This window comes from Piscinibacter sp. XHJ-5 (assembly GCF_029855045.1).
Lineage (GTDB): Bacteria > Pseudomonadota > Gammaproteobacteria > Burkholderiales > Burkholderiaceae_C > Albitalea.
Map to the genome: position 1 here is coordinate 2,318,085 of NZ_CP123228.1, position 21,743 is coordinate 2,339,827.

Consider the following 21,743-nt stretch of genomic DNA (forward strand, 5'->3'; position numbering starts at 1 on the left):
CGGCTCTCAGGTCACCGGCGCCGGGTTGAACAGCACCAGCGCGTTGTGCAGCTTCCACTGCTCGGCCCACGTCTTCTTCCTGCCGCTGGCCACGTCGAGCATCAGGCGGAAGAGCTCCCATCCCACCTCTTCGATGGTCGAACTGCCGTCGGCGATGCGCCCGGCGTTCACGTCCATGAGGTCGTGCCAGCGGCGCGCGAGATCGCTGCGCGTGGCCACCTTGATGACCGGCACCTCGGCCAGGCCGTATGGCGTGCCGCGCCCGGTGGTGAACACGTGCAGGTTGATGCCGGCCGCCAACTGCAGCGTGCCGCAGATGAAGTCGCTGGCCGGCGTGGCGGTGTACACCAGGCCCTTCTCGATTCCGCGGTCGCGCAGCCTCTCGCCGGGTGAGAGCACGCCGCTGATCGGTGCGCTGCCGCTCTTGACGATCGAGCCCATCGCCTTCTCGACGATGTTCGACAGCCCGCCCTTCTTGTTGCCCGGCGTGGTGTTGGCGCTGCGATCGACCTTGCCCTTGTTCAAGTAGGCGTCGTACCAGGCCATCTCGCGGATCATCGCGTCGGCCACCTCGGGCGTCGCCGCGCGCGACGTCAGCTGGTCGATGCCGTCGCGCACCTCGGTCACTTCCGAGAACATCACCGTGGCGCCCGCGCGCACCAGCAGATCGGTGCAGAAGCCCACCGCGGGGTTGGCCGTGACGCCGCTGAACGCATCGCTGCCGCCGCACTGCACGCCGACGACGAGTTCGCTCGCCGGGACGGTCTCGCGCCGGCGCGCGTTGAGCCGCTCGAGGTGCTCCTCGGCGGTTTCCATGATCGAGTCGATCATCGACATGAAGCCGACGTGCTCGTCGTCCTGCAGGCAGACGACATCGAGCTTCGCCTCCTCGGTCGCGCCGACGTCGGCGACGTTGCGCTCGTCGACGATGGCGAAGGTGCCGGGGGGCAGCAGGCGCTCGGGCTGCAGCTTCTCGCAGCCGAGGCTCACGACCATCACCTCGTTGCCGAAGTTCGGGTTGAGCGTGATGTTGCGAAGCGTGCGAATGGGCACCACCGCGTCGGGCGCGTCGATCGCGACCCCGCAGCCGTAGGTGTGCTCCAGCCCGACGACGTCGTCGACGTTCGGGTACTTCGGCAGCAGCTCGTTCTTGATCCGCTGGACCGCGAACTCCACCACGCCGGCCACGCATTGCACGGTCGTCGTGATCGCGAGGATGTTGCGGCTGCCCACCGAGCCATCGGCATTGCGGTAGCCCTCGAAGGTGTAGCCCTCCAGCGGCGGCAGCGGCGGCGCCTTCACCGTCGAGATCGGCAGGCCCTCGAGCGAGCGCGCGGCCGGCATCTCCAGCAGCCGTTCGTGCACCCAGCTGCCGGCAGGGATGTCGCGGGCCGCGCGGCCGATGACGACGTTGTAGCGAAGCACTGCATCGCCCGCGGCCAGGTCGACCAGCGCGACCTTGTGCCCCTGCGGCACCTTGTCGACGAGCACCAGCCCCGAGGGGAAGCGTGTGCCCGCGGGCAGTCCGCCGTCGTTGGCCACGATCGCGACGTTGTCGCGCTCGTGCATCGTGATGTAGAGCGGCTCGCGTGTTTCGGGCATGTCCGGGCTCCTGGGCGATGGGGTCAGTCAGCGGTGATCTTGCCGACCTCGATCACCTTTTTCCAGCGCGCGAACTCCGCGGCCTGGAAGGCGGTGAACTGCTCCGGCGTGTTGCCGACGATCTCGAATCCGAGCTCGAGCAGCTTCGGCTTGACCTGCGGGTCGTTCAGCCCGGCGACCAGCGCGGCATGCAGCTTGGACTTGATGTCCGCGGGCAGCCCCTTCGGCGCCGCGAAGGCCTGCCACGAGTACACGGTGACACCCTTGTGGCCGAGCTCCTCCATCGTGGGCGCGTCCGGCAGCAGCGGCGAGCGATTCGTGCTGGTGATGGCCAGCGCACGCAGCTTGCCGGCCTTGATGTTGGGCAGGCCGGTGTTGATGTTCATGAAGGTCGCGTCCACCTGTCCGCCCAGCAGGTCCGACATCGCCGGGGCGCCGCCCTTGTACGGGATGTGGACGCCGCTGGTGCCGGTCGTCTGCCAGAACAGCTCGGCCGTCAGGTGGTCGCTGGTGCCGTTGCCGGCGGACGCGAAGGTCATCTTGCCGGGGTTGGCCTTGATGTAGGCCTGCAGGTCGGCGTAGGTCTTGTGCGGCGAACTGGCCGGCACGGCGAGCACGTTGGGTGCCTGCACGGCGACCGTGATGTAGTCGAAGTCCTTCAGCGGGTCGTACTGGATGCCCTTGACGAGGTGCGGCCCGATCACGAACGGCCCGAGCGACGAGACGAAGATGGTGTAGCCATCGGGCGCGGCACGCTTGGCCAGCCCGGCACCCACGGTGCCACCCGCGCCGGCCTTGTTGTCGACGACGAAGGTTCCGCCGAGCGTCTCCTGCAACTTGGGGCCCAGCGTGCGGGCGATCATGTCGGTCGACCCGCCCGGGGGGAACGGGACCAGCAGGGTCACGGGCTTGGAGGGCCAGGCTTGTGCCTGGGCGCCGGTGGCCGCGGCCAGCCCGAAGGCGAGGGCAGTCAACAACTTTTTCATGAACGTCTCCTGAGTGGATTGCCGCGCACTGTGCGCGGAGCTTTCGAATGGAAGGGGCGAAGGCGCGCTACGGCTGCGTGCCGACTTCAGCGCGTTCGCGCGTCCAGGACCGTGCCTGTTCGCTCAAGCTGACGCCGAGGCCGGGCCGGGTCGGGACCAGCATCCGCCCGTCCTTGATGTCCAGTCGCTCGTTGAACAGCGGTTCGAGCCAGTCGAAATGCTCGACCCACGGCTCGGTCGGGTACACCGCACCCAGGTGCACGTGCAGTTCCATCGCGAAGTGCGGGCCGAGCATGAGGCCGGCCTGTTCGGCCTGACCGGCGATCTTCAGGAAGGGCGTGATGCCGCCGACACGGGGCGCATCGGGCATCAGGTAGTCGGCGGCACGATGGCGGATCAGCTCGCCGTGCTCGGCTGCGCTGGTCAGCATTTCGCCGGTGGCGATGGGCGTGTCGAACTGCGCTGCAAGGGCAGCGTGACCTTCATGGTCGTAGGCGTCGAGCGGTTCCTCGATCCAGACCAGGTTGAACTGCTCGAAGATCCGGCACATGCGCTGTGCCGTCGGGCGGTCCCATTGCTGGTTCGCGTCCACCATGATCGGCACGGCATCGCCCAGGTGCTTGCGCACCGCCTCGACGCGCTTGATGTCGAGGGCACCGTCGGGCTGACCGACCTTGAGCTTGATGCCGCCGATGCCGCGCTCGATGGATGCCGAGGCGTTGACCATCAGCTGGTCGATAGGGGTGTGCAGGAAGCCCCCGAGGTGTTGTAGCAGCGCACCGAGTCGCGATGCGAGCCGAGCAGCTTCGCCAGCGACAGGCCGGCGCGCTTCGCTTTCATGTCGTACAGCGCGACGTCGAAGGCGCCGATGGCCTGCGTCGACATGCCGCTGCGCCCCACCGACGCTCCGGCCCAGCAGAGCTTGTTCCAGAGCTTGGCGATGTCGTTCGGGTCTTCGCCGATGAGAGCAGGCGCGATTTCCTTGGCATGCGCGAACTGACCAGGACCGCCGGCGCGCTTCGAGTAGCTGAAGCCCAGCCCCTCGTGACCGTTCGCGGTCTTGATCTCGGCGAACAGCATCGCGATCTCGGTCATCGGCTTCTGGCGGCCGGTCAAGACCTTGGCGTCGCTGATCGGCTGGGCGAGCGGCAGGTAGCAGGAGGAGATTCGGATCCATGCGATGGAGTCGTCATGCATGGATGAGGTCTTGGTCATGATGGCCTTGGTGGGGTCGGTGGGCATGACACCGCTCATCGGCCTGGCGGCTGGTAACGTTGTCATCTCGGCAGGCAGGTCTGGTTGCGGCGATGGCATCAGCCGTATGTTAACGTTGTCATTTTGGTGGGTCAAGAGTAACCTCCGCGCACGTCGGACAATCGGAACACGCCGCCATGACAGTCCCGCCCTCGCCCTTCACGTCCACATCGAACCCAGCGAAGTCCGCGACCCTGCATGACGTCGCTCGGGAGGCCGGCGTCTCGCTGATCACTGCATCGCGGGCCCTGAGCAACCCGGGCGTCGTCTCCGACAAGACCATCGCCCGCGTGCGACAAGCGGTCGAGGTCACGGGCTACATCCCGAACCTGCTGGCAGGCGGCTTGAAGTCGAAAAAGAGCTTCACCGTGGCGGCGCTGGTGCCCACCATCTCCGTCGCGCAATTTCTGCCCACGGTGCAGGCCCTCACCGAGTCGCTGGACGTGGCCGGATACCAGTTGATCCTGGGACAAAGCGGCTATGACAACTCGCGTGAAGAGGCGCTGCTCAACACGATGATCGCCCGACGCCCGGATGGCATCGTGGTGACCGGCCTCGTGCACTCGCAGGGGGCGCGCGAAACGCTCAGGCGCCTGGGCATTCCCGTTGTCGAGACCTGGGACCTCAGCGATCGTCCCGTCGACATGCTGGTGGGCTTCTCACACCTCAAGGTAGGCAGTGCGGTCGCCGGTTACTTCCTGGGCAAGGGTTGGCGGCGCCTGGGAATCGCCACCGGTGACGACCATCGGGCCTCCGTCCGGCGTGAAGGCTTTCTTTCGGCCGTCGGTCATGACGTTCCGACGGCGATCGTGCCCGCTCCCAGCAACATGGCGCGAGGGCGCCAGGCGCTGATCGAGCTGCTGGAGAAGGATCCTGGCCTTCGCGCGGTGTACTGCAGCTCCGATCAACTGGCGCAGGGCGTGCTGGCGGAGGCTCAATCCCGCGGGTTGCGAATTCCCGAGGACTTGGCGGTGTGCGGTTTCGGTGACGCGGACTTCGCGGCCCACATGGAGCCCTCCTTGACCACCGTGCACGTCGATGGCGCTGCCATAGGCAAGCTCGCGGCTCGGATGATTGTCGATCGTTGCAGAGGCGAGCGCATCGAGCAGCGTGCGGTCGACGTCGGCTTTCGAATCGTGGAACGAAGGTCCACCGGCGTGGATGCGAGCTGAAGTCACCCGGGCGAGGTTCCACTGACCGGCCACGCCCGGATCGCAGCGGTGACGAAGCTGCTCGACACATGGCGGTCCCGCCAGGCCATGAATGGCGCTTCCACCAGTCGGTGCAGCAGCCAGCCGCCAGCCAGGCTGGCGGCGATCACCACGGCGAGTTCCAGCCCCGGATCCACGTTCAGCGACTTGAACTGCTGATGCACGATGAAGGCGATCGGCTTGTGGGACAGGTAGATCGCATACGACCACAGCGCGAGGTGGAATGCACCCGGGATGCGCAGCCGGCGCAGCCAGGACGTCGGGCTCAGCGCGGCTGCCACAAGCAGCGCGAAAGCCATGGCGCCCAGCGAGTAGCCGAAGGCGGTCATGAAGAAGCCGTATCCGTAGCCATCGATGTAGTAGCGGTGGAATGCCAGCACGAACATGGCCGCAGTGGCAGCCGTGCCGGTCACGAGCAGCGCGTTGCCGTGCGCGCTGATGCGCTCCCACAGCGGGCGGTGGAAGTTCCGCAGCATTGCCACCGCGAGCCCGGGGAGGAATTCGTCGAAGCGGCACAGCGTGGCGTAGTAGACCCAGGGCATGTAGCCGGCGACGTTGCCTGATTGCAGGCCGTAGCTGCGCCACAACCAGCTGCGCGCCCCCACGCCAAGGCACAGCGACAGTGCCATCAGTGCCCAGCCGTGCCAGCGCCTGGCGGCGCACCGGGCGCCGGCCACGAGCACCAGCGGCAGCACGAGGTAGAACTGCTCCTCGATGCAAAGCGACCAGGCGTGCGAGAACGCCGTTCCGGGCGGCAGGCCGATGTTCTGCGTGAACGTCAGAAACCGCCACAGTGGCGGCGGCGCATTACCGCCCATGATCGAGGGAAAGAGGAAGTACAGCGCGAGCACCACCCAGAACACCGGCAGCGTGCGGAAGGCGCGGCGAGCATAGAACGCACCGAGCGATATCCGTTGCCCTCGCGCCAGACCGGCGAACAGCTGGTTCCCGATGAGATAACCGCTGAGCACGAAGAACAGGTCCACGCCCATCCAGCCCACGACGCTGGCCCAGCCGAAGGTCGGCTGGCGACTGACGAAGACCATGTAGTGGTACATGAACACCAGCGCGATCGCGGCAGCTCGCAAGGTGTCCAGGCCGCAGTTGCGGTCGTTCGAAGAGGGAGGAGTCCTCGAGGTCTGCGGCATGGGCCGCGATTGTGCCGGCTGGGGTGAACCTAGTGGCCTGTAACGGCCGATTCGGAAGTGCCTGCCGCGCAGGCGACGCGCATGGCGGCGTTGCAAATGCTCGCGATGCCTACGGGCATCGCTGCGCTTTGCGTCTTGGGGTTCAGGCATCGCACCTGGGCCGACAGCGCCCCTCGCATCACCAACACATGATGACTTCGGAGCCCTCGATCCCGCCCAGCTCGGCGTACTCGGCGTGGGTCATCGCCGCAAGCCGCTGCGGGTCGTTCTCGAAGAGGTCGAGGAAATGCTGGTCCCACGCGGTGTTGTTGAAGCCCGCGCGTTCGCCGCTCACCTGGTGCGACAAGCCGCCGGTGGCGACGACCACCACGCGCAGGTCCTGCGGGCAGCTCTCGATGGCACGGCGCAGCGCCTCGCCGAGCTTGAAGCAGCGCCGCGCGGTGGGAATCGGGAACTGCAGCACGCCGACCTGCAGCGGCACGATGCGCACCGACCAGCCGTGCTCGTGCGGACACAGCATCGACAGCGGAGAAAGGCAGCCATGGTCGAGCGGCCTCTCCTGGAAGAACGACATGTCGAATTCGTCGGACATCAGCGATCGGCCGATGTGTGCAGCAAACGCCGGGTCGCCGCCGATGGGTGGCAGGTCGCGCGCCCCCGCTCCTTCGTCCGCCACGGCCCACTGCTCGCCGACGCCGAGCGCGAATGCGGAATAGTGGTCGAAGAAGAAGGAGGTGACGTGATCGTTGCGGATGAAGAGCAGCACGTCGGGGTTTTTCTGGTCCAGCCACTGCCGGACCGGATCGAACGCCGCGAAGATCGGCGCCCACGCGGGATCGTCACGCTTGTTCCGGTCGAACGCGAAACCGATCGTCGGTGTGTGCGAGGCGGCGATGCCGCCGAGAATCGTTGCCATGGTGGCGCTGTCACGACAAGGATCGCCCTCGCGCGAGCTGCTGGAGCGCTTCTTCCTGGCATCGCGCTCACTTGACGACGTAGCCGCGCGCTTCCAGGCACGCGGCGAAGGCCCGGCCGTAGATCGCGCGAAGCTGCTCGCGCGCCGCCTGCTGCTCGGCCATCTGCTGCTGCCCCGATTGCGCGGCCTGGCGTTCCTTGGCGCGCTGCATGACCGTGCTGCCGAGCACACCCACGGCGGCTCCGCGACCGGCATCGTGGTGGGACAGCTCCGCGACGGCCGCGCCCCCGGCGGCCCCGCGCACCATCGCGCCGGTCGCACCGCCGGAAGAAGTGGGTGGCGCGGCGGCCGTCGTCACCGGCGGGGAGGTCTGTGCCGGATCGAAGCCCGACTGGCGCTTGGCCCAGTCGTAGCACTCGTACTTGTCCTGGTCCTGCTGCCGGGGGCTTTGCTCCCTGGCGGGGTAGATCACCGGGTTCGCCATCGCGGACCGTCCCACGGCCGACTGGGCGTGCACCGCGCCGGCGGCGACGCCAAGACCCAGCACGAGCGCCGCGATCGCGGTTTGGCGTGCGCGATCGGATTTCATGGCTGCGAAGCTCATGGCTGTCGTCTCCACTTGAACGCGAGAGCTAGCGCGACACGCACGAGACGCTGTTGCCGGACGCATCCTTGCAGCCCCCCGTGCGGCTCACGCCGGCGCCCTTGGTGTAGGTCGTGGACCCGTCGTAGGTGACGCCGGTGTTCGCATTCGTCACCGTCGTGCTGCGCTCGCCCGAGGCGCTGCCGTCGGCGTCGCGGGTGAAGCTGCCGCTGCGCTCGGCGCTGCCGTTCGAGCCGCTCGCGGTGGCCTGGCCGCTCGCGGCGGCAGCGCCGTCAGACGTGCGATTGAACTGGGCCGAGCGTTGTCCCTGGCCGCCCGAGGCCGTGGTGAAGCCGCTGCGCGCCGCGCCGGCGGCGTTGCCTTGCCCGTCGGCGACGAGGCCTTTCTGGCCGGCCAGCGTGGCGTGGCTGCCGTGGGCCGCGAACGTGGATCGCAATCCCTCGGCGAATGCCGCGGTCGCCATGAGGGAGGTCGTCAGCGCACAGGCGACGTGGAGGGCAAGGGAAATGCGTGATGTCATGGTGGATGTCCTTGCGTGATGTCAGCCGCGCTCGCTGGCGCAGCCTTGACGGTGGGATTCGGCATGGAGCTCGCTCAGCTGCCGGTCGGCTTCGCCGGCCGCGGCCTTGCCGCTGGCATACCGCGCTGCGACGGCGAACGGGATCACCGCTTTCCAGGCGCCTTCGTGTTTCTCGGCCGCGGCGCGCCTGGCCTCTTCCACGCGAGCGATCTCGGTGGCGACGGCGCTGCAGTCGGCAGGTGCGGGTGCGGGCGGCCGGCCGGCAGGGCCCGGGCCGCTTGCGCAACCCGCGGCCAGCGTCGCCACGATGAGCGCCAGGGCCCATGGGCGGACGACATTGCTGTGGACTTCTCTCACGATCACTCCTGGTTGTCGGGTTTGGTGCCGATGGACGACGCCGCGTGCACCTGCGCGGCGTGCTGCAGCAGCCACGCCAGCAGCGCTTCGCTGTTCGCGAACTCGATGCTGTCGCCGCTGACGATGTGCTCGATCCGTCCGCACAGCAGGCCGAGTCGCGGCCTCGCGTCGCGATGCAGCTTCAGCACGTAGGAGCCCGAGCTCGGATGGTTCGGATAAGGGTTGAGGGTCATGAGGAAGGTCCGTTCCGGCAGGTCGCCAGATCTGGGATGGAGCGTAGTCAGGACCCCGGGCGAAGTCGTTTCGCACAAGTCCGGGATCGGTCGCGTTTCGGTTGCGAGCGCTGATGCCGCGGCTAAAGTGCGGGCGTTCGACATCGGGACTCATCGATGAGCGACCTTCAACCTTTGCGGGTTCGGTTCGGCGACTTCCAGCTCGACGAGGGCAATGCACGCCTCAGCCGCCACGGTCGACCGGTCGAGCTGCAGCCGAGGGCCTTCGCCGTGCTCTGCGTGCTGGCGCGCCAGCCGGGCCAGCTCGTCACGAAGGACACCCTGCTCGATGCGGTGTGGGGCCACCGGCACATCAGCGAATCGGTGCTCAAGACCGTCGTCAGCCACTTGCGCAACGCACTCGATGACGACGCCCGCCAGCCGCTCTACATCGAAACGGCGTCGCGTCGCGGCTACCGCTTCATCGCCGCCCTTGACCGCCCGTCGATCGAGCCGGCCGCGCCGCGCGCCGACCCGGGCATCCACGCCGCCGCGCCCGCGCTGATCGGCCGCAGCGCGCCCCTCGATGTGCTGCAGGACTGCTTCGACGCCGCCCGGCGCGGCAAGCGGCAGCTCGTGCTGGTCGCTGGCGAAGCCGGCATCGGCAAGTCGACCCTGATCGACCGATTCGTCGACGCAATGCTGCCGTCGCGGCCGGCGCTGGCCGTGGGCCAATGTGTCGAACACTACGGCCCCGGCGAGCCCTACATGCCGGTGCTGGAAGCGCTGAACATGCTCTGCCGCGGCGACGACGGCAGCACGATGCTCGGATGGCTGCGGCGCGTGGCGCCGACCTGGCTGGCGCAGCTGCCCTGGTACCTCGAGGACGAGGACCGACGCGCGCTGCAGCGCGAAGTGGCCGGTGCCACCCAGGACCGCATGCTGCGCGAATTCGGCGAGCTGCTCGATCGCTGCACCACCGAGCGCGCGCTGCTGCTGGTGCTCGAGGACCTGCACTGGTGCGACCACGCCACCGTGCAGCTGATCGGCTACCTCGCACGGCGCCGGACCGCCGCGTCACTGATGCTGCTGGGCAGCTTCAGGCCGACCGACGTGATCGTCGAGGAACATCCCCTGGCGGGCCTGCGGCAGGAGCTGCGCCTGCACCGTCTGTGCCGCGAGATCGACCTCGAAGCCTTCTCGGAGGCCGACGTCGGCGAGCTCGTCGCCGAGCGACTGGACGGCCGGCCCGCGCCCGAGGCCTTCGTGCGCGCCTTGCACGCCCACACCGAGGGGCTGCCGCTGTTCGTCGTCAACGTGCTGGACGAACTGATCGCCGACGGCAGCCTGCGGCGCGAGGAGCAGGGCTGGTCGTTCCCGGAGGCGGTGGGGTTCAGTGTGCCGCGCAGCATTGCCGGCGTGATCGACAAGCAGATCGGCCGGCTGCCTTCCGGGCAGCGCCGTGTGCTCGAGGCGGCCAGCGTGGCGGGCGTGGAGTTCATGCACCTGGCGCTGCCCGAGGTGCTGCAGATGGCGCCTGCGGATGTGCGGGAAGCGCTCGACACCGCGGCGGCCCGGCACCAGTGGGTGCGCAGCGCCGGTGTCGTCACGCTGCCCGGCGGCGGTCTCGCGGCGCGGTATGCCTTTCGGCATGCGCTCTACCAGCATGTGTTCTACGAGCGGCTGGGACTCGCGCAGCGCATGCAATGGCATGGACAGATCGCCGCCTCGCTGCAGGCGGCCTACGCCGGTGCCGCACCGGAGATCGCCGCGGAACTGGCGATGCACTTCGAGCGCAGCGGCGCGTTTCCGGCGGCGATCCGGCAGCTGGCGGCGGTGGCCGGCCGGTCGCTCGCGCGCAGCGCCGCCCCCGAGGCATTGCGCGCCGCACGGCGCGGGTTGGAGCTGCTCGCGCACCGGCCCGACCCGCAGGAGCAGGGCGGGATCGAGCTCGACCTGCGTGTGCTCGAAGGCGTCGCGCTGACGCGGCTGCATGTCATCTCCGAGCCCGAGGTGGCCGCCGCTTTCGAGCGGGCCCGTGTCGTGTGCGAGCGCGTGGGCGACAGCCCGGCTCGCGCGCGGGCGCTGCACGGTCTGTGGTGGGTGAGCCTCGCGCGCTGCGAGCTGCCGCAGGCACGCGCCCTGGCGCAGCGCATCCTCGACCTCGGCGACGACGAGGCGGGCATGGGCCTCACGCTCGCCGGGTCCAGCGCGATGGGCCTCACGCTGGCGATGATGGGCGAGCTCCGGGAGGCGCGGCGCTGCCTGGAGAAGGTGCTCGAGCTGCACGCGGCACTCGGCGATCGCCTTGCGCCCGGCATGTTCGTGCAGGACCCGGGCGTCGAGGCGCGGGGCTACCTGGCGCTGGTGCTGTGGTGGATGGGCGAGCCCGCGCAGGCTCGTCGACTGGCCGGCGAGGCGGTCGCGCTGGCAGCGCACATCCGCCACCCCATCAGCCAGGTGATCGCGCTTCATCTGTTCGGTGCGTTGCACTACTTCGCCGACGAGTACACGCCTTCGCTCCATGCGATCGAGCAGCTCTTCGGCGTGATCCGCAGCCACGGGCTGCCGACCGCCCCGGGCGCGTTCTCGTGGCTGCACGGTCACCTGGTGGCGATCCGCGGACAGGTCGACCAGGGCATGGCCGAGATGCGCGCTGCCGAGCGCAGCTGCCAGCGGCTGGGCATGCGCATCGGGCTGACCGGGTATCAGCTGCACTATGCCGAAGCCTGCCGGGACGCGGGCCTGGTTGATGAGGCATGCGCGGCGATCGAGCAGGGACTGTCGTTCGCGCAGACCGGCCATGAGCGCTTCCTGCTCAGCCCGCTCCACCGCCTGAAGGCGGAACTGCTGATCGCGCGAGGCGAACCCCGAGGCGCGGCCGCGAGCCTGGATGCGGCGCTGGCGATCGCCGTCGAGCAGGGGGCGCACTTTCACGAGCTCGGTGCGCTGGTGGTCGCGGGCCGCCTGCGGGGCTTGTCCGATCGGGCGCAGCGAGACCGGCTGCGCACCATCCTCGCCTCATACCAGGACGAGCGGATGCGGGTGGTGATCGACGCGCGCGCCCTGCTCGACGCTCGCTAGCGCACGGGCGTGTCGTCGAAGCCCGTGAAGATGCCGGCCACCACCTCCTGGAGCGCGGCGCCCGGATTCTTGAGGGCGTCCTCGCCGACGCGGCCCTCGGCGACGCCTTGCCAGACCAGCACGTTGCGATCGGCGTCGACCAGATCGATGCGCAGGGAGCCCTGGCGGTAGCTCGTGGTGTCCAGCCGGCCTCCCCAGGAACGATAGGCCAGCGGCCCGGGGCCGGCCACCGGCGTGGTCCGCACGTCCTGGCGATCGACCACATGCAGCAAGAAGTTGATGCGCAGCGCCGGATCGCGCTCGCTGTACACATAGCCGCGCCGCTCGAGCTGGTCTCGGGTGGCCTGCTTGAGGTGATGGCTGACCAGCGTCGTGTAGCGCGCGCGGTCGGTGGGCACCGGATCGAAGAATCCGAAAGTCTTGTAGGCCTTGAGGTCGACGGCAGGGTCCTTGTCGCGCCGGATGTCGGGCTGGCTCGCGCAGCCGGTCTGCAGGGAGATCAGCACCGCGAGCAACGCGGGGCCGAGTGCGATGAAACGGGAAGGCAGCTTGATGTTCATGGGTGGTCCTGGTTGCGGGGGAGGCGCCGGATCGGACTCGCGCCGGCGTGCCCGCCACACTAGGCGGCCAGGGGCAGGAAGTCGTTTCGCAACGGTCTGAAATGGGTCTGCTCTCGCCCTGGGGGCTCCAACCCGTCGCGATGCCGCCCGGGTATTTGGGGCGTTCGCGCCTCGGGACGCGACGACTGCGCCTATGCTTGCGAGTCGAGCGCACGCGGACATGCGGCCCGGATGTCCGGCTTGCCGGCATGCCCTGCATCGCGTCGAGTCCGTGGTGTCCGACAGGAGCAAAGTCGTTGAGCCTCATGGGGTGGGACATTCAGGAAACGGCCCGCGATGCCGACGCCATCGTGGCCCGGCTGGGCAACGGCGTGCGGGTCGTCACCCTCCGTCTTCCGTACCTCGACAGCGTGAGCGTGAGCGTGTTCGTGCGCACCGGCAGCCGCAACGAGAGCCGGCGGCTGAACGGCATCAGCCACTTCGTCGAGCACATGGCATTCAAGGGCACGCACGAGCGCAGCTGCCAGCAGATCAACCTCGACGCAGAACGCCTGGGCGCCGAGGTGAATGCGCATACCGACAAGGACCACACCGCCTTCCACATGCACGGTATGGCTCGCGACGCGGGGCGGTTCCTGCGCATGCTGGGCGACGTCGTGCAGAACAGCACCTTCCCCGAGGCCGAGCTCGAGCGCGAGCGCGAGGTGATCCTGCAGGAGTACGCCGAGGACGAGGACGATCCGCTGTCCAGCGCCTACAAGCTGTTCGACAAGACCTGCTTCGGCGCGCATGCGATGGGCCGGCCCGTCATCGGCACTCGCGCCAACATCGAGCGGTTCACGCGGGTCGAGCTGCTGGCCTACGTGCAGCGTCAGTACAGCGGGGAGAACGTCGTCATCGGCGTGGCGGGCAACGTCGACCCGCATGCGGTCGCCAAGGACGCCGAAGCGGCGTTTGGCCGGATGGTGCAGGGCATCGAGAACGTGGTGCAGGCGCCGCCCTACCTGGGCGGCATCGCGATGCGCCGGCAGCCCGGCTGCAGCCAGACGCACGTCGTGCTCGGATTCCCCACGCCGACGCTCAGGGACGACTACCACGCCAGCGTCGTCGCGGCCGCGCTGTTCGGCGAGGGAATGAGCTCGCCGCTGCTCGACGAGCTGCGCGAGCGTCGGGGCCTCGTCTACTACGCGGCTTGCTCGGCCGATGTGTCGGACCTGTGCGGCCAGTTCGTGATCGAAGCCTCCACCGCGCCGGAGAACGTGGCGGAGTTTTCCGTCGAGGTCGCGCGCCTGCTGGACACCCATGCCGAGAGCACCGACCCGGTGGGCCTGGCGCGCGCACGCAACCAGATCGCGGTGCGCCGCCTGCGCGATGCCGAGCGGCCGTACAGACGCCTCGAGCAGGCCGCGCAGGACCTGTTCGTGCACGGGCGGGTGCGTTCGCAGGCGGAACTGGCAGCGCATGTCGATGCCGTGACGCCGGCCCGGGTGCGCGAGGCGTTCGCGCGGATGCTGGCCGCGGGCGCGACCGTGGCTGTCGCGGGCAAGGTCCCCAAGGGCGCGGACGAGGCGTTTCGCGTTCTGCCGGCGCGCGAGCCGGCGTGAAGTCGTGGCCGCGCTGCCGGTCGCTGTAGGACGCAGCGGACGCAGGGTCCCGCACGCGTCTGTCGTCCGACATCGGTCGATGCGCCGGTCCGCGATGCTCATGCACTGACCTGATCTCGCGGCCTGTGACGATGTCGCCGACTGCCCCCGAGAGCTAGTGTTGCGGCGTCGGGTGTGCGTGAGGGTGCCATGGAAGTCCTCTTCTGGCTGGCGATCGGCTGTCTTGCCGGGTGGCTTCTCGACCCGCTGATGCGCACCGAACGCGAGAGAGGTGCATTCGCCAACGGCCTGGTGGGCGCAGCCGCCGTCCTGCTGGCGTGCATGGTGGTGGTCCCGCTGTGGGCCGGGGATGGATTTCGGGTCGTCGGGCAGCTGATCGTCCTGCTGCTCGGTGCGGTCACGATGCTGGCGCTGCTGGACTCGCTTCGAAGCGACCCGCGCGACTGATTCCGGGACGCCGGTTCACACGGAGCTTCAAGCGCGTTGAAGATCGCCACGTTCAACGTCAACGGCATCAACGGGCGTCTGCCCCGACTCCTCGAGTGGTTGGCGCAGTCGCGCCCGGATGTCGTCTGCCTCCAGGAGGTGAAGACGGGCGACGCATCGTTTCCCGTCGCGGCGATCGAGGCCGCCGGGTACGGTGCGATCTGGCATGGGCAGCCGCGGCACCACGGCGTTGCCATCCTGGCGCGCGGCCAGATGCCGATGGAGGTTCGCCGAGGCCTTCCCGGGGACGACGCCGACGTGCAGGCGCGCTACCTGGAAGCGCAGGTGCACGGCATGACGGTCGCCAGCGTCTACCTGCCCAACGGCAATCCGCAGCCGGGCCCCAAGTTCGACTACAAGCTGGCGTGGTTCGAGCGGCTCGCGCGGCATGCGCAGACATTGAAGTCGCAGAGCAGCAACGTCGTCCTGGCCGGCGACTTCAACGTCGTGCCCACCGACGAGGACATCTACAACGCATGGCTGTGGCGTTTCGACGCCGTCCTTCAACCACAAAGCCGGGAGGCCTATCGGCATCTGCTGGCGCAGGGCTGGGTCGATGCGACGCGGTTCATGCATCCCGGGAAACGGATCTACACCTTCTGGGTCAACGACGCGGCGTTCCAGCGCAACGCAGGCTTTCGCATGGACTTCCTGCTGCTGCATCCGCAGCTGGTCGCGAGGCTCTCCCGGGCCGAGGTGGACATCGAGCACCGCGGCCGGCACAAGCCGAGCGACCACGCGCCGGTGTGGATAGAGCTGACCGACTAGGGCCTGTTAACGCCATGGGAGGCCTCGCGAGGCCTCCCATGGCGTTAACAGAGGTCCTAACCACCGCGCAACGAATGCAGGGAAACATAAGCACTTTCCCGGCACCCATGCGATCGCCGAAGGCCTACTCTCATTCGAGAGCAAGATGCACCGACGCAAGAAGTGACCGGCTGCCCCGGGCGCCGCGTGGCTGATGCGAGAGGAGCCCCCGATGACGATCCGTTCGATGAACCGGCGACAGGCGCTGGCGGCGCTGGGCCAGTTGACGGCGACCATCGCTGCCGCTGCCCCGGACGTCGCCGGGAAGCGCATCCTGTGGGTCGACTCCTACCACGAGGGCAACCCCTGGAACGACGGCATCGGCCGTGGCATCACGGCCACGCTCAAGGGCCAAGGCGTCGAGTTGCGGATCCTGCGCATGGACACGGCACGCCATCCGGACGAAGCATTTGCACGCCAGGCCGCGCAGCGCGCGAAGACCGCCGTCGACGACTTCAAGCCCGACGTCGTGATCGCCACGGACGACGCGGCGGCCAAGTACTTCGTCGTGCCGTACCTCAAGGGCGGTCCGCTGCCGGTGGTGTTCGCGGGCATCAACTGGGACGCGTCGGCCTACGGCTTTCCCACCAGCACGATCACCGGCATGCTGGAAGTCGATCTCGTGCGGCCGCTGGTGCGCGCGCTGCGCGAGTACACCCGCGGCGATCGGGTGGCTTACCTCAGCGCGGACACACAGACCCAGGCCAAGGTGGTCGCCACCTACAACCAGCACTTCTTCGGGGGCCAGATGCAGGTCCGGCTGGTGCGGACGGTCGAGGAGTTCCAGCGCGCGTATCTCGAGACGCAGACGATGGCGGACATGCTCATCACCGGCAACTACGCGGGCATCGCCGGCTGGGACGACGCGGCCGCGCGGTCGTTCATCATGGACCGCACGCGCATTCCCACCGGCTATGTCGACGGGTACATGACCCCGTTGGTGCTGATCACGATGGGCAAGCTGCCGGAGGAGCAGGGTGAGTACGCCGCCGACACGGCGTTGAAGATCCTGCGCGGCGCCAGGCCGGGCAACCTTCCGCTGGCCGAGAACAAGAAGGCCGTGCTGGGGCTCAACCTGGCGCTGGCCGACAAGCTGGGCATCGTCTTCAGTCCAGCCCTGCTGAAGAACGCCGGCATCGTGCACCGCGGATAGGCGATGAGGCTGCCCGCGCTGGTCGCTGCGTCAGTGCGACGCAAGATCCTGAGCGGCTTCGCGCTCGTTCTCGGCCTGGTGCTGCTGGTGATGGGCGCCGGCCTGCATCAGCTCGGGCAGGTGCGGCTGGCCGCCGACGAGGTCGCTCCGAACGGCACCCGCCTGGCCCGCCTGCAGGAGGTGGCGGTGGCGCTGTCGATGCTCGAAGCCGACGTGGAGCGCTTCGCCATCGTCGGCGGCCCGCAGCAGCGCGAAGCGTTGCAGCAGGCACTGCAGGAGCTGCGCTCCGCCAGCGAGCGCGTGGAGGTGCCGGGCGGTCGAGCCTCCCTGGACCGGGCCCTGGCGACCCTCGCCGACGAGGTGCATCGGCTCACGACCCTCGATGGCGATTTCGGCAGCACGCGCGAGCGCAACGAGCGCCTGCTGACCCTGTACACGGCATTGCGCGAGGCGAAGGACGCGCAGCAGGCGCTCGGTCAGCAGACTCAGGCGCAGCTGCAGCAGACGACGCAGAAGCAGAAGCAGACCATCGCGGCCATCATGGTGCAGTTCGCCGGCATCGGCGCGCTCCTCGTGCTGCTGGCCGCGGCCGTCGCGGCGCTGGTCGCGCGCAGCATCGCGCGGCCGGTGACCGAGCTTGCGCAGGCGGCGCAGCAGCTCGCCGCGGGCGACCTCGCGCGGCGCGTGCACGTCGACTCGCGCGACGAGATCGGCGAGCTGGCGCAGCGCTTCAACGGCATGGCCGACGAGCTCCAACGCCTGCTGGAGGAGGTGCGGCGCAGCGAGGCCGACTACCGCGGCATCTATGCCAATGCGCTGGAGGCGATCTGGCGCGCCTCCCTCGACGGCCGTCTGCTCGCGGCCAACCCCGCGACGGCCAGCATGCTCGGCTACTCGTCGCCGGAAGAGCTGCTGGGCAGCGTGACGGACATCGGCCAGCAGCTGTACGTGCATCCGAAGGATCGAGAAGACTTCCTGCAGAAGCTGCTCGAGCGCGACGCGATGGTCGGCTACGAATTGAATCTGCGGCATCGCGACGGCCGCCCGATCTGGGTGTCGTCCAGCATGCGGATCGTGCGCGACGCCGGCGGCACGCCGCTGTACATCGAGGCCTTCGGGACCGACGTGACCGAGCGACGCAATGCCCAGGAGGAACTGCGCCGCCATCGCGACCGGCTGGAGGAGATCGTGCGCGAGCGCACGCTGGAGCTCGAGCAGGCCAAGGAGCGTGCCGAAGTCGCGAGCCACGCCAAGAGCGCCTTCCTGGCCAACATGAGCCACGAGCTGAGAACGCCGCTGAACGCGGTGCTCGGGTTCGCCCAGATCCTGGAGCGCGACCCCACGCTGAGCGGCGCGCAGCGCGGGCGCGCGGCCACCATCCTGCAGAGCGGCGAGCATCTGCTCACGCTGATCAATGATGTGCTGGACCTGGCGAAGATCGAGGCCGGGCGCCTGGAGCTTTTGTGCAGCGAGATCTCGCTGCAGCCGTTCCTGCGCATGCTCACCGACGTGATCCGGCTGCGCGCGCAGGAAAAAGGCCTGCGCTTCAAGTCCGAGATCGCCGAGGACCTGCCGGACGTCCTGTACGCGGACGAGAAGCGGCTGCGCCAAGTGCTGCTGAACCTGCTCGACAACGCGGTCAAGTTCACGAGCCAGGGGCGCGTGGTGCTGCGTGTGGGCCGCCACGGCGCGCAACACCTGCGATTCGAGGTGATCGACAGCGGCCCCGGCATCGCCGAGCAGGACCAGCCGCGGCTCTTCCACCCCTTCGAGCAGGCAGGCGAAGCGCGTCATCGGCCGCAGGGGACCGGACTGGGCCTGGCCATCAGCCGCGAGCTGATGCGCCGCATGGACAGCGACATCCATCTGCAAAGCGAAGTCGGGCACGGCTGCCGGTTCTGGTTCGACCTGCCGCTGCCGGCCCAGGCCGTGGGCCACGCGCAGCCGGCGGCACCAGCGCCCCAGGCCGCCGGCTACGAAGGTCCGCGCAGGCGCGTGCTGGTGGTCGACGACGTGGCCGGCAACCGAAAGATGCTGATCGACCTGCTGTCGCCGCTCGGCTTCGATCTGCACGTCGCCGCCGATGGCCAGGAAGCCTTGCGCCAGGCCGAGCGCCTGAATCCCGACCTCGTGCTGATGGACAACGTGATGCCGGTGATGGACGGCCTGGAGGCCACGCGCCGGCTGCGCGCGATGCCCGATCTGGCGGGCATGTCCATCATCGCGATCTCCGCGGGCGCGCAGCCCACCGACCGCGCCGCCAGCCTGGCCGCAGGCGCGGATGCCTTCCTCACCAAGCCCGTGCGCATGGACGATCTGCTGGACAGCATCGCGGCCGTGCTGAAGCTGCGCTGGACCGCGCCGCCATCCTGAGCCGCGACGAGGCTCCCGGTCAGGCCTGTGTCGCCACCGAGATGCGCCGCTTGCCCGATCCCTTGGCGGCGTACATCGCCTGGTCGGCCCGGCGCAGCAGCTCGTCCATCGACCGTGCGGACCGTGGATAGACGGCGATGCCGATGCTGGCCGACACGGCCCGCTGGTGTTCAGGGTGGCTGGAGACGAGTTCGAGGATCTTCTCCGCCACCTGGCGCGCGCCGGCCTCGGTGGTGCCGACGAGGACGACCGCGAACTCGTCGCCGCCCAGGCGGGCCGGAAGATCCGATTGACGCACGCCGGCGACGATCCGCTTGGCCACCCAGCGAAGCAGCTCGTCGCCGGCCGCGTGGCCGTGCCGGTCGTTGACCCCCTTGAAGCCGTCGAGGTCGATGACCATCACGCTGACCTCGGTGTGCGCGCGATGGCACACCGCGATCTGGCTGTGGAGGAATTCCTCGAACAGCGTGCGATTGGCCAGCCCCGTCAACGCATCGTGCGAGGCCCGGTCCACGGCCCGCTGCAGCAAGTCGGACGTCCGATTCATCGCCTGGGCCACTTCATTGGCCTCCTGCAGCTCCAGCGGCGGCAGCTTGACGGGCTCGCCATGCCCGAGCGCCACGGCCGGCGCCACCAGCGCGCGGATCGAGCGCGCCATGCGCCGCCCCACATGCCAGGCCGCGCCCAGCGCCACGGCCAGCAGCAGCAGCGTCGCCGCCACCAGGCCGAGCAGCGATCCGCGCAGCTGTCCGGCGAGCATGGCGCGCGGGATGCCGATGGCCACCGACCACCTCGATTGCGCGGAACGGCTGAACACCGACACGACGGGCGTTCCTTCCAGCGTCACGCTTTCGACCACGCCGTCGCCGCCATCGGCCATGCGCGCGATCAGCGCGGGCGATCCCTTTTGACCCACATAGCGCTCGGCCTCGCGGGTGCGGGCCACGACCGTTCCGGTGCTGTCGAAGATGCCCGCCACCCAGCCTGGCGGCAGGCGTTGCTGGGTCAGGACGGCGGACAGCCGTTCGGGCCCGATGCCGGCGGCCAGCACGTATCCGACCTTGTCGCCGCGCATGACGGGCACGGCCACCGCGAGCAGCGGCCGTCGCGCGACCGGGCCGACGAAGAGATCGGTGACCACCGGCTGTCCGGTCTGGAAGATGCCGAGAATGGCCGTGTTGGGCTCCAGCGGCAGCTGGCTGCCGAAGGAGCGCAGCGTGTTGACCGCTTGTCGGCCATGGGCATCGATCAGGACGATGTTGGTGGCGTTCTGCGTGCGTTGAACCTGCTGCGCCTGCAGATGGAAGCGCGCCAGCTCATCGGTGGCCAGGTAGGGCGACGATGCGAGGGCGAGCAGCGCGGAGCGCGTTCCGGCCAGCTCCCGGTCGACCACTGCCGTCAGCGCGCGCGCGGTGGCCAGCGAGTCGCGCACGAGCTGATCGCGGCCGCGCTGGTACTCGAAGGCGATGTACAGCGTGGCGGCCGCAAAGGCAGGCAGGGTGCAGACGAACACCAGCAGCGTCAGCCACCCGCGGACGGTGCGCACCCGGTGCGGCAATGCGTGATCGGCAATGCGCGCATCGACGGCGGCACCGACTGGCAAGCGCTCGCCCATGGCATGCACCGTCCTTCAGGCGCGTGGTCTGCTCCCTGGCCCCGCTCCCTGCTCGAGTCTGTGAGACCTGGTGCAGTGAGGCTAGCACTTCCCGGCCGGCTCAGGTCCCGGCAGTTTCACCTGTGGAACCCGAATGAGAAGGCTGCAAATCGCGACGAGCGGCGATGTCAGCCACTCCGTCTCCTGCTCGCGAGAGGCTGGGGCTAGGCGTCGACGCGCAGCACGGCGGCGCCGGCAATGCGGCCCGCGCGCAGGTCATCGAGCGCATGTGCGGCATCGGCCAGGTCGTAGCGGGTGGTCGCCAGTCGCAGCCGATGGGCGCCGGCGAAGGCGAGGAACTCGGTCGCATCGCGCCGCGTCAGGTTGGCCACCGAGCGCACGCAGCGCTCGCCCCACAGCCAGCGGTAAGGGAAGGACGGGATGTCGCTCATATGGATGCCGGCGCACACGACGGTGCCGGCCGCCTCCACGGCCTGGAGCGCGCGCGGCACCAGCTCGCCGGCAGGCGCGAACAGGATCGCGCCGTCCATGGGCCCCGGCGGGCTCTGCGTGCTGTCGCCGGCCCACTGCACGCCGAGCGAGCGCGCCAGCGCCTGTGCCGCCTCGTCGCCCGGCCGCGTGAAGGCGTACACCTGGCGGCCCTGCGTCAGCGCCACTTGTGCCACCAGGTGAGCCGCCGCGCCGAAGCCATACAGCCCGACCGCGGTGGCCTGAGGCAGCATGCGCAAGGCGCGAAAGCCGATCAGCCCGGCGCACAGCAGCGGCGCGGCCTCCTCGTCGCTGTAGTCTTCGGGCAGGGCGAAGCTGTAGGCATCGCGCGCGATCGCGTACTCGGCATAGCCGCCGTCCACCGTCCATCCGGTGAACAGCGCGTTCTCGCACAGGTTCTCGCGTCCGCGCGCGCAGTGCTGGCAGTGATGGCACGTCGCCCCCAGCCACGGCACGCCGACGCGGGTGCCGATCGGGTGCTGGCCACAGCCTGCGCCGTGCTCGACCACCTCGCCGACGATCTCGTGGCCTGGCACCCGCGGCAGCGCCGGGGCGCCGAGCTCGCCGTCGACGATGTGCAGGTCGGTGCGGCACACGCCGCAGGCCTGCACCCGCAGCCGGATCTCACCGGGCAGCAGGGGCCGCATCGGAAGCTCGATCGCGCGCAAGGCATTCGGCGCGGCGCCGGTGAGCGCCATCGCGCGATAGCGAGGCGGCAACGCTCTCGTCGCCCGGCCTGCAAGCGTGGGCTGGACCATGGCA

At 69.1% G+C, this 21,743-nt stretch carries 17 protein-coding genes and 2 pseudogenes; 7 read left to right on the forward strand and 12 right to left on the reverse strand.

Features of this window, described 5'->3' with window-relative positions:
• Positions 1–6 precede the first annotated feature (6 nt).
• From garD to P7V53_RS10875, 3 genes and pseudogenes are all read right to left on the reverse strand, one after another.
• The gene (gene garD / locus P7V53_RS10865; protein ID WP_280155498.1) at positions 7–1,602 is read right to left on the reverse strand and encodes a galactarate dehydratase; all 1,596 of its coding nucleotides are present in this window, start codon (positions 1,600–1,602) and stop codon (positions 7–9) included.
• A gap of 23 nt (positions 1,603–1,625) precedes the next feature.
• The gene (locus P7V53_RS10870) at positions 1,626–2,588 is read right to left on the reverse strand and encodes a tripartite tricarboxylate transporter substrate binding protein (RefSeq protein WP_280155499.1); all 963 of its coding nucleotides are present in this window, start codon (positions 2,586–2,588) and stop codon (positions 1,626–1,628) included.
• Between the two features lie 67 nt (positions 2,589–2,655).
• Positions 2,656–3,803: pseudogene (locus P7V53_RS10875) on the reverse strand (mandelate racemase/muconate lactonizing enzyme family protein).
• 176 nt (positions 3,804–3,979) lie between these two features.
• Here P7V53_RS10875 and P7V53_RS10880 point away from each other — a divergent pair.
• A complete protein-coding gene (locus P7V53_RS10880) occupies positions 3,980–5,014 on the forward strand; it encodes a LacI family DNA-binding transcriptional regulator (protein ID WP_280155500.1) in 1,035 nt (344 codons plus the stop codon).
• 2 nt (positions 5,015–5,016) lie between these two features.
• Here P7V53_RS10880 and P7V53_RS10885 read toward each other — a convergent pair whose 3' ends face one another.
• The 6 genes and pseudogenes from P7V53_RS10885 to P7V53_RS10910 all read right to left on the reverse strand — a co-directional run bounded on the left by P7V53_RS10885 (position 5,017) and on the right by P7V53_RS10910 (position 8,831).
• Positions 5,017–6,201: an acyltransferase gene (locus P7V53_RS10885; RefSeq protein WP_280155501.1), complete on the reverse strand. Its 1,185-nt coding sequence runs from the start codon at positions 6,199–6,201 to the stop codon at positions 5,017–5,019.
• 146 nt (positions 6,202–6,347) lie between these two features.
• Positions 6,348–7,117: pseudogene (locus P7V53_RS10890) on the reverse strand (gallate dioxygenase); the annotation flags it as partial.
• A gap of 67 nt (positions 7,118–7,184) precedes the next feature.
• The gene (locus tag P7V53_RS10895; RefSeq protein WP_280155502.1) at positions 7,185–7,706 is read right to left on the reverse strand and encodes a hypothetical protein; all 522 of its coding nucleotides are present in this window, start codon (positions 7,704–7,706) and stop codon (positions 7,185–7,187) included.
• A gap of 43 nt (positions 7,707–7,749) precedes the next feature.
• Entirely contained in the window at positions 7,750–8,241 is a 492-nt protein-coding gene (locus P7V53_RS10900) for a hypothetical protein (protein WP_280155503.1), read from the reverse strand.
• A 21-nt stretch (positions 8,242–8,262) separates the two neighbouring features.
• Complete coding sequence (locus tag P7V53_RS10905; protein ID WP_280155504.1) at positions 8,263–8,598, reverse strand: hypothetical protein; 336 nt, start codon at positions 8,596–8,598, stop codon at positions 8,263–8,265.
• A gap of 2 nt (positions 8,599–8,600) precedes the next feature.
• A complete protein-coding gene (locus P7V53_RS10910) occupies positions 8,601–8,831 on the reverse strand; it encodes a hypothetical protein (protein ID WP_280155505.1) in 231 nt (76 codons plus the stop codon).
• 156 nt (positions 8,832–8,987) lie between these two features.
• Here P7V53_RS10910 and P7V53_RS10915 point away from each other — a divergent pair, with 156 nt between their 5' ends.
• Positions 8,988–11,894, forward strand: coding sequence for an AAA family ATPase (locus tag P7V53_RS10915; RefSeq protein WP_280155506.1), 2,907 nt, complete (start codon positions 8,988–8,990; stop codon positions 11,892–11,894).
• Here the strand turns inward: P7V53_RS10915 and P7V53_RS10920 are convergent.
• On the reverse strand, positions 11,891–12,454 hold the full coding sequence (locus P7V53_RS10920; protein ID WP_280155507.1) for a DUF4136 domain-containing protein: 564 nt from the start codon (positions 12,452–12,454) through the stop codon (positions 11,891–11,893). The genes P7V53_RS10915 and P7V53_RS10920 overlap by 4 nt on opposite strands.
• A gap of 305 nt (positions 12,455–12,759) precedes the next feature.
• On the opposite strand from P7V53_RS10920, the gene P7V53_RS10925 reads away from it, so the two are divergent.
• The 5 genes from P7V53_RS10925 to P7V53_RS10945 all read left to right on the forward strand — a co-directional run bounded on the left by P7V53_RS10925 (position 12,760) and on the right by P7V53_RS10945 (position 18,877).
• Entirely contained in the window at positions 12,760–14,058 is a 1,299-nt protein-coding gene (locus P7V53_RS10925; RefSeq protein ID WP_280156485.1) for a pitrilysin family protein, read from the forward strand.
• A 189-nt stretch (positions 14,059–14,247) separates the two neighbouring features.
• On the forward strand, positions 14,248–14,505 hold the full coding sequence (locus tag P7V53_RS10930; RefSeq protein WP_280155508.1) for a hypothetical protein: 258 nt from the start codon (positions 14,248–14,250) through the stop codon (positions 14,503–14,505).
• A gap of 36 nt (positions 14,506–14,541) precedes the next feature.
• Positions 14,542–15,312, forward strand: a complete 771-nt coding sequence (xth, locus tag P7V53_RS10935) for an exodeoxyribonuclease III (protein ID WP_280155509.1) — start codon at positions 14,542–14,544, stop codon at positions 15,310–15,312.
• Between the two features lie 211 nt (positions 15,313–15,523).
• Positions 15,524–16,504 (forward strand): ABC transporter substrate binding protein, encoded by a 981-nt coding sequence (locus tag P7V53_RS10940; RefSeq protein ID WP_280155510.1) that lies wholly within the window; start codon positions 15,524–15,526, stop codon positions 16,502–16,504.
• Positions 16,505–16,507: 3 nt separating this feature from the next.
• The gene (locus tag P7V53_RS10945) at positions 16,508–18,877 is read left to right on the forward strand and encodes an ATP-binding protein (protein ID WP_280155511.1); all 2,370 of its coding nucleotides are present in this window, start codon (positions 16,508–16,510) and stop codon (positions 18,875–18,877) included.
• 19 nt (positions 18,878–18,896) lie between these two features.
• On the opposite strand, the gene P7V53_RS10950 is transcribed toward P7V53_RS10945, so the two are convergent.
• Both P7V53_RS10950 and P7V53_RS10955 read right to left on the reverse strand, forming a co-directional pair.
• Positions 18,897–20,492, reverse strand: a complete 1,596-nt coding sequence (locus P7V53_RS10950) for a sensor domain-containing diguanylate cyclase (RefSeq protein ID WP_280155512.1) — start codon at positions 20,490–20,492, stop codon at positions 18,897–18,899.
• 203 nt (positions 20,493–20,695) lie between these two features.
• A complete protein-coding gene (locus tag P7V53_RS10955) occupies positions 20,696–21,739 on the reverse strand; it encodes a zinc-dependent alcohol dehydrogenase family protein (RefSeq protein ID WP_280155513.1) in 1,044 nt (347 codons plus the stop codon).
• Between the last annotated feature and the right edge of the window lie 4 nt (positions 21,740–21,743).

Coding starts and splice junctions, on each gene's coding strand:
- P7V53_RS10920 (WP_280155507.1), bottom strand. CDS start 12,454: ATGAACATCAAGCTGCCTTCCCGTTTCATCGCACTCGGCCCCGCGTTG.
- P7V53_RS10945 (WP_280155511.1), top strand. CDS start 16,508: ATGAGGCTGCCCGCGCTGGTCGCTGCGTCAGTGCGACGCAAGATCCTG.
- P7V53_RS10940 (WP_280155510.1), top strand. CDS start 15,524: ATGACGATCCGTTCGATGAACCGGCGACAGGCGCTGGCGGCGCTGGGC.
- garD (WP_280155498.1), bottom strand. CDS start 1,602: ATGCCCGAAACACGCGAGCCGCTCTACATCACGATGCACGAGCGCGAC.
- P7V53_RS10930 (WP_280155508.1), top strand. CDS start 14,248: ATGGAAGTCCTCTTCTGGCTGGCGATCGGCTGTCTTGCCGGGTGGCTT.
- P7V53_RS10895 (WP_280155502.1), bottom strand. CDS start 7,706: ATGAAATCCGATCGCGCACGCCAAACCGCGATCGCGGCGCTCGTGCTG.
- P7V53_RS10885 (WP_280155501.1), bottom strand. CDS start 6,201: ATGCCGCAGACCTCGAGGACTCCTCCCTCTTCGAACGACCGCAACTGC.
- P7V53_RS10910 (WP_280155505.1), bottom strand. CDS start 8,831: ATGACCCTCAACCCTTATCCGAACCATCCGAGCTCGGGCTCCTACGTG.
- P7V53_RS10925 (WP_280156485.1), top strand. CDS start 12,760: ATGGGGTGGGACATTCAGGAAACGGCCCGCGATGCCGACGCCATCGTG.
- P7V53_RS10870 (WP_280155499.1), bottom strand. CDS start 2,588: ATGAAAAAGTTGTTGACTGCCCTCGCCTTCGGGCTGGCCGCGGCCACC.
- P7V53_RS10950 (WP_280155512.1), bottom strand. CDS start 20,492: ATGGGCGAGCGCTTGCCAGTCGGTGCCGCCGTCGATGCGCGCATTGCC.
- P7V53_RS10880 (WP_280155500.1), top strand. CDS start 3,980: ATGACAGTCCCGCCCTCGCCCTTCACGTCCACATCGAACCCAGCGAAG.
- P7V53_RS10915 (WP_280155506.1), top strand. CDS start 8,988: ATGAGCGACCTTCAACCTTTGCGGGTTCGGTTCGGCGACTTCCAGCTC.
- P7V53_RS10955 (WP_280155513.1), bottom strand. CDS start 21,739: ATGGTCCAGCCCACGCTTGCAGGCCGGGCGACGAGAGCGTTGCCGCCT.
- P7V53_RS10900 (WP_280155503.1), bottom strand. CDS start 8,241: ATGACATCACGCATTTCCCTTGCCCTCCACGTCGCCTGTGCGCTGACG.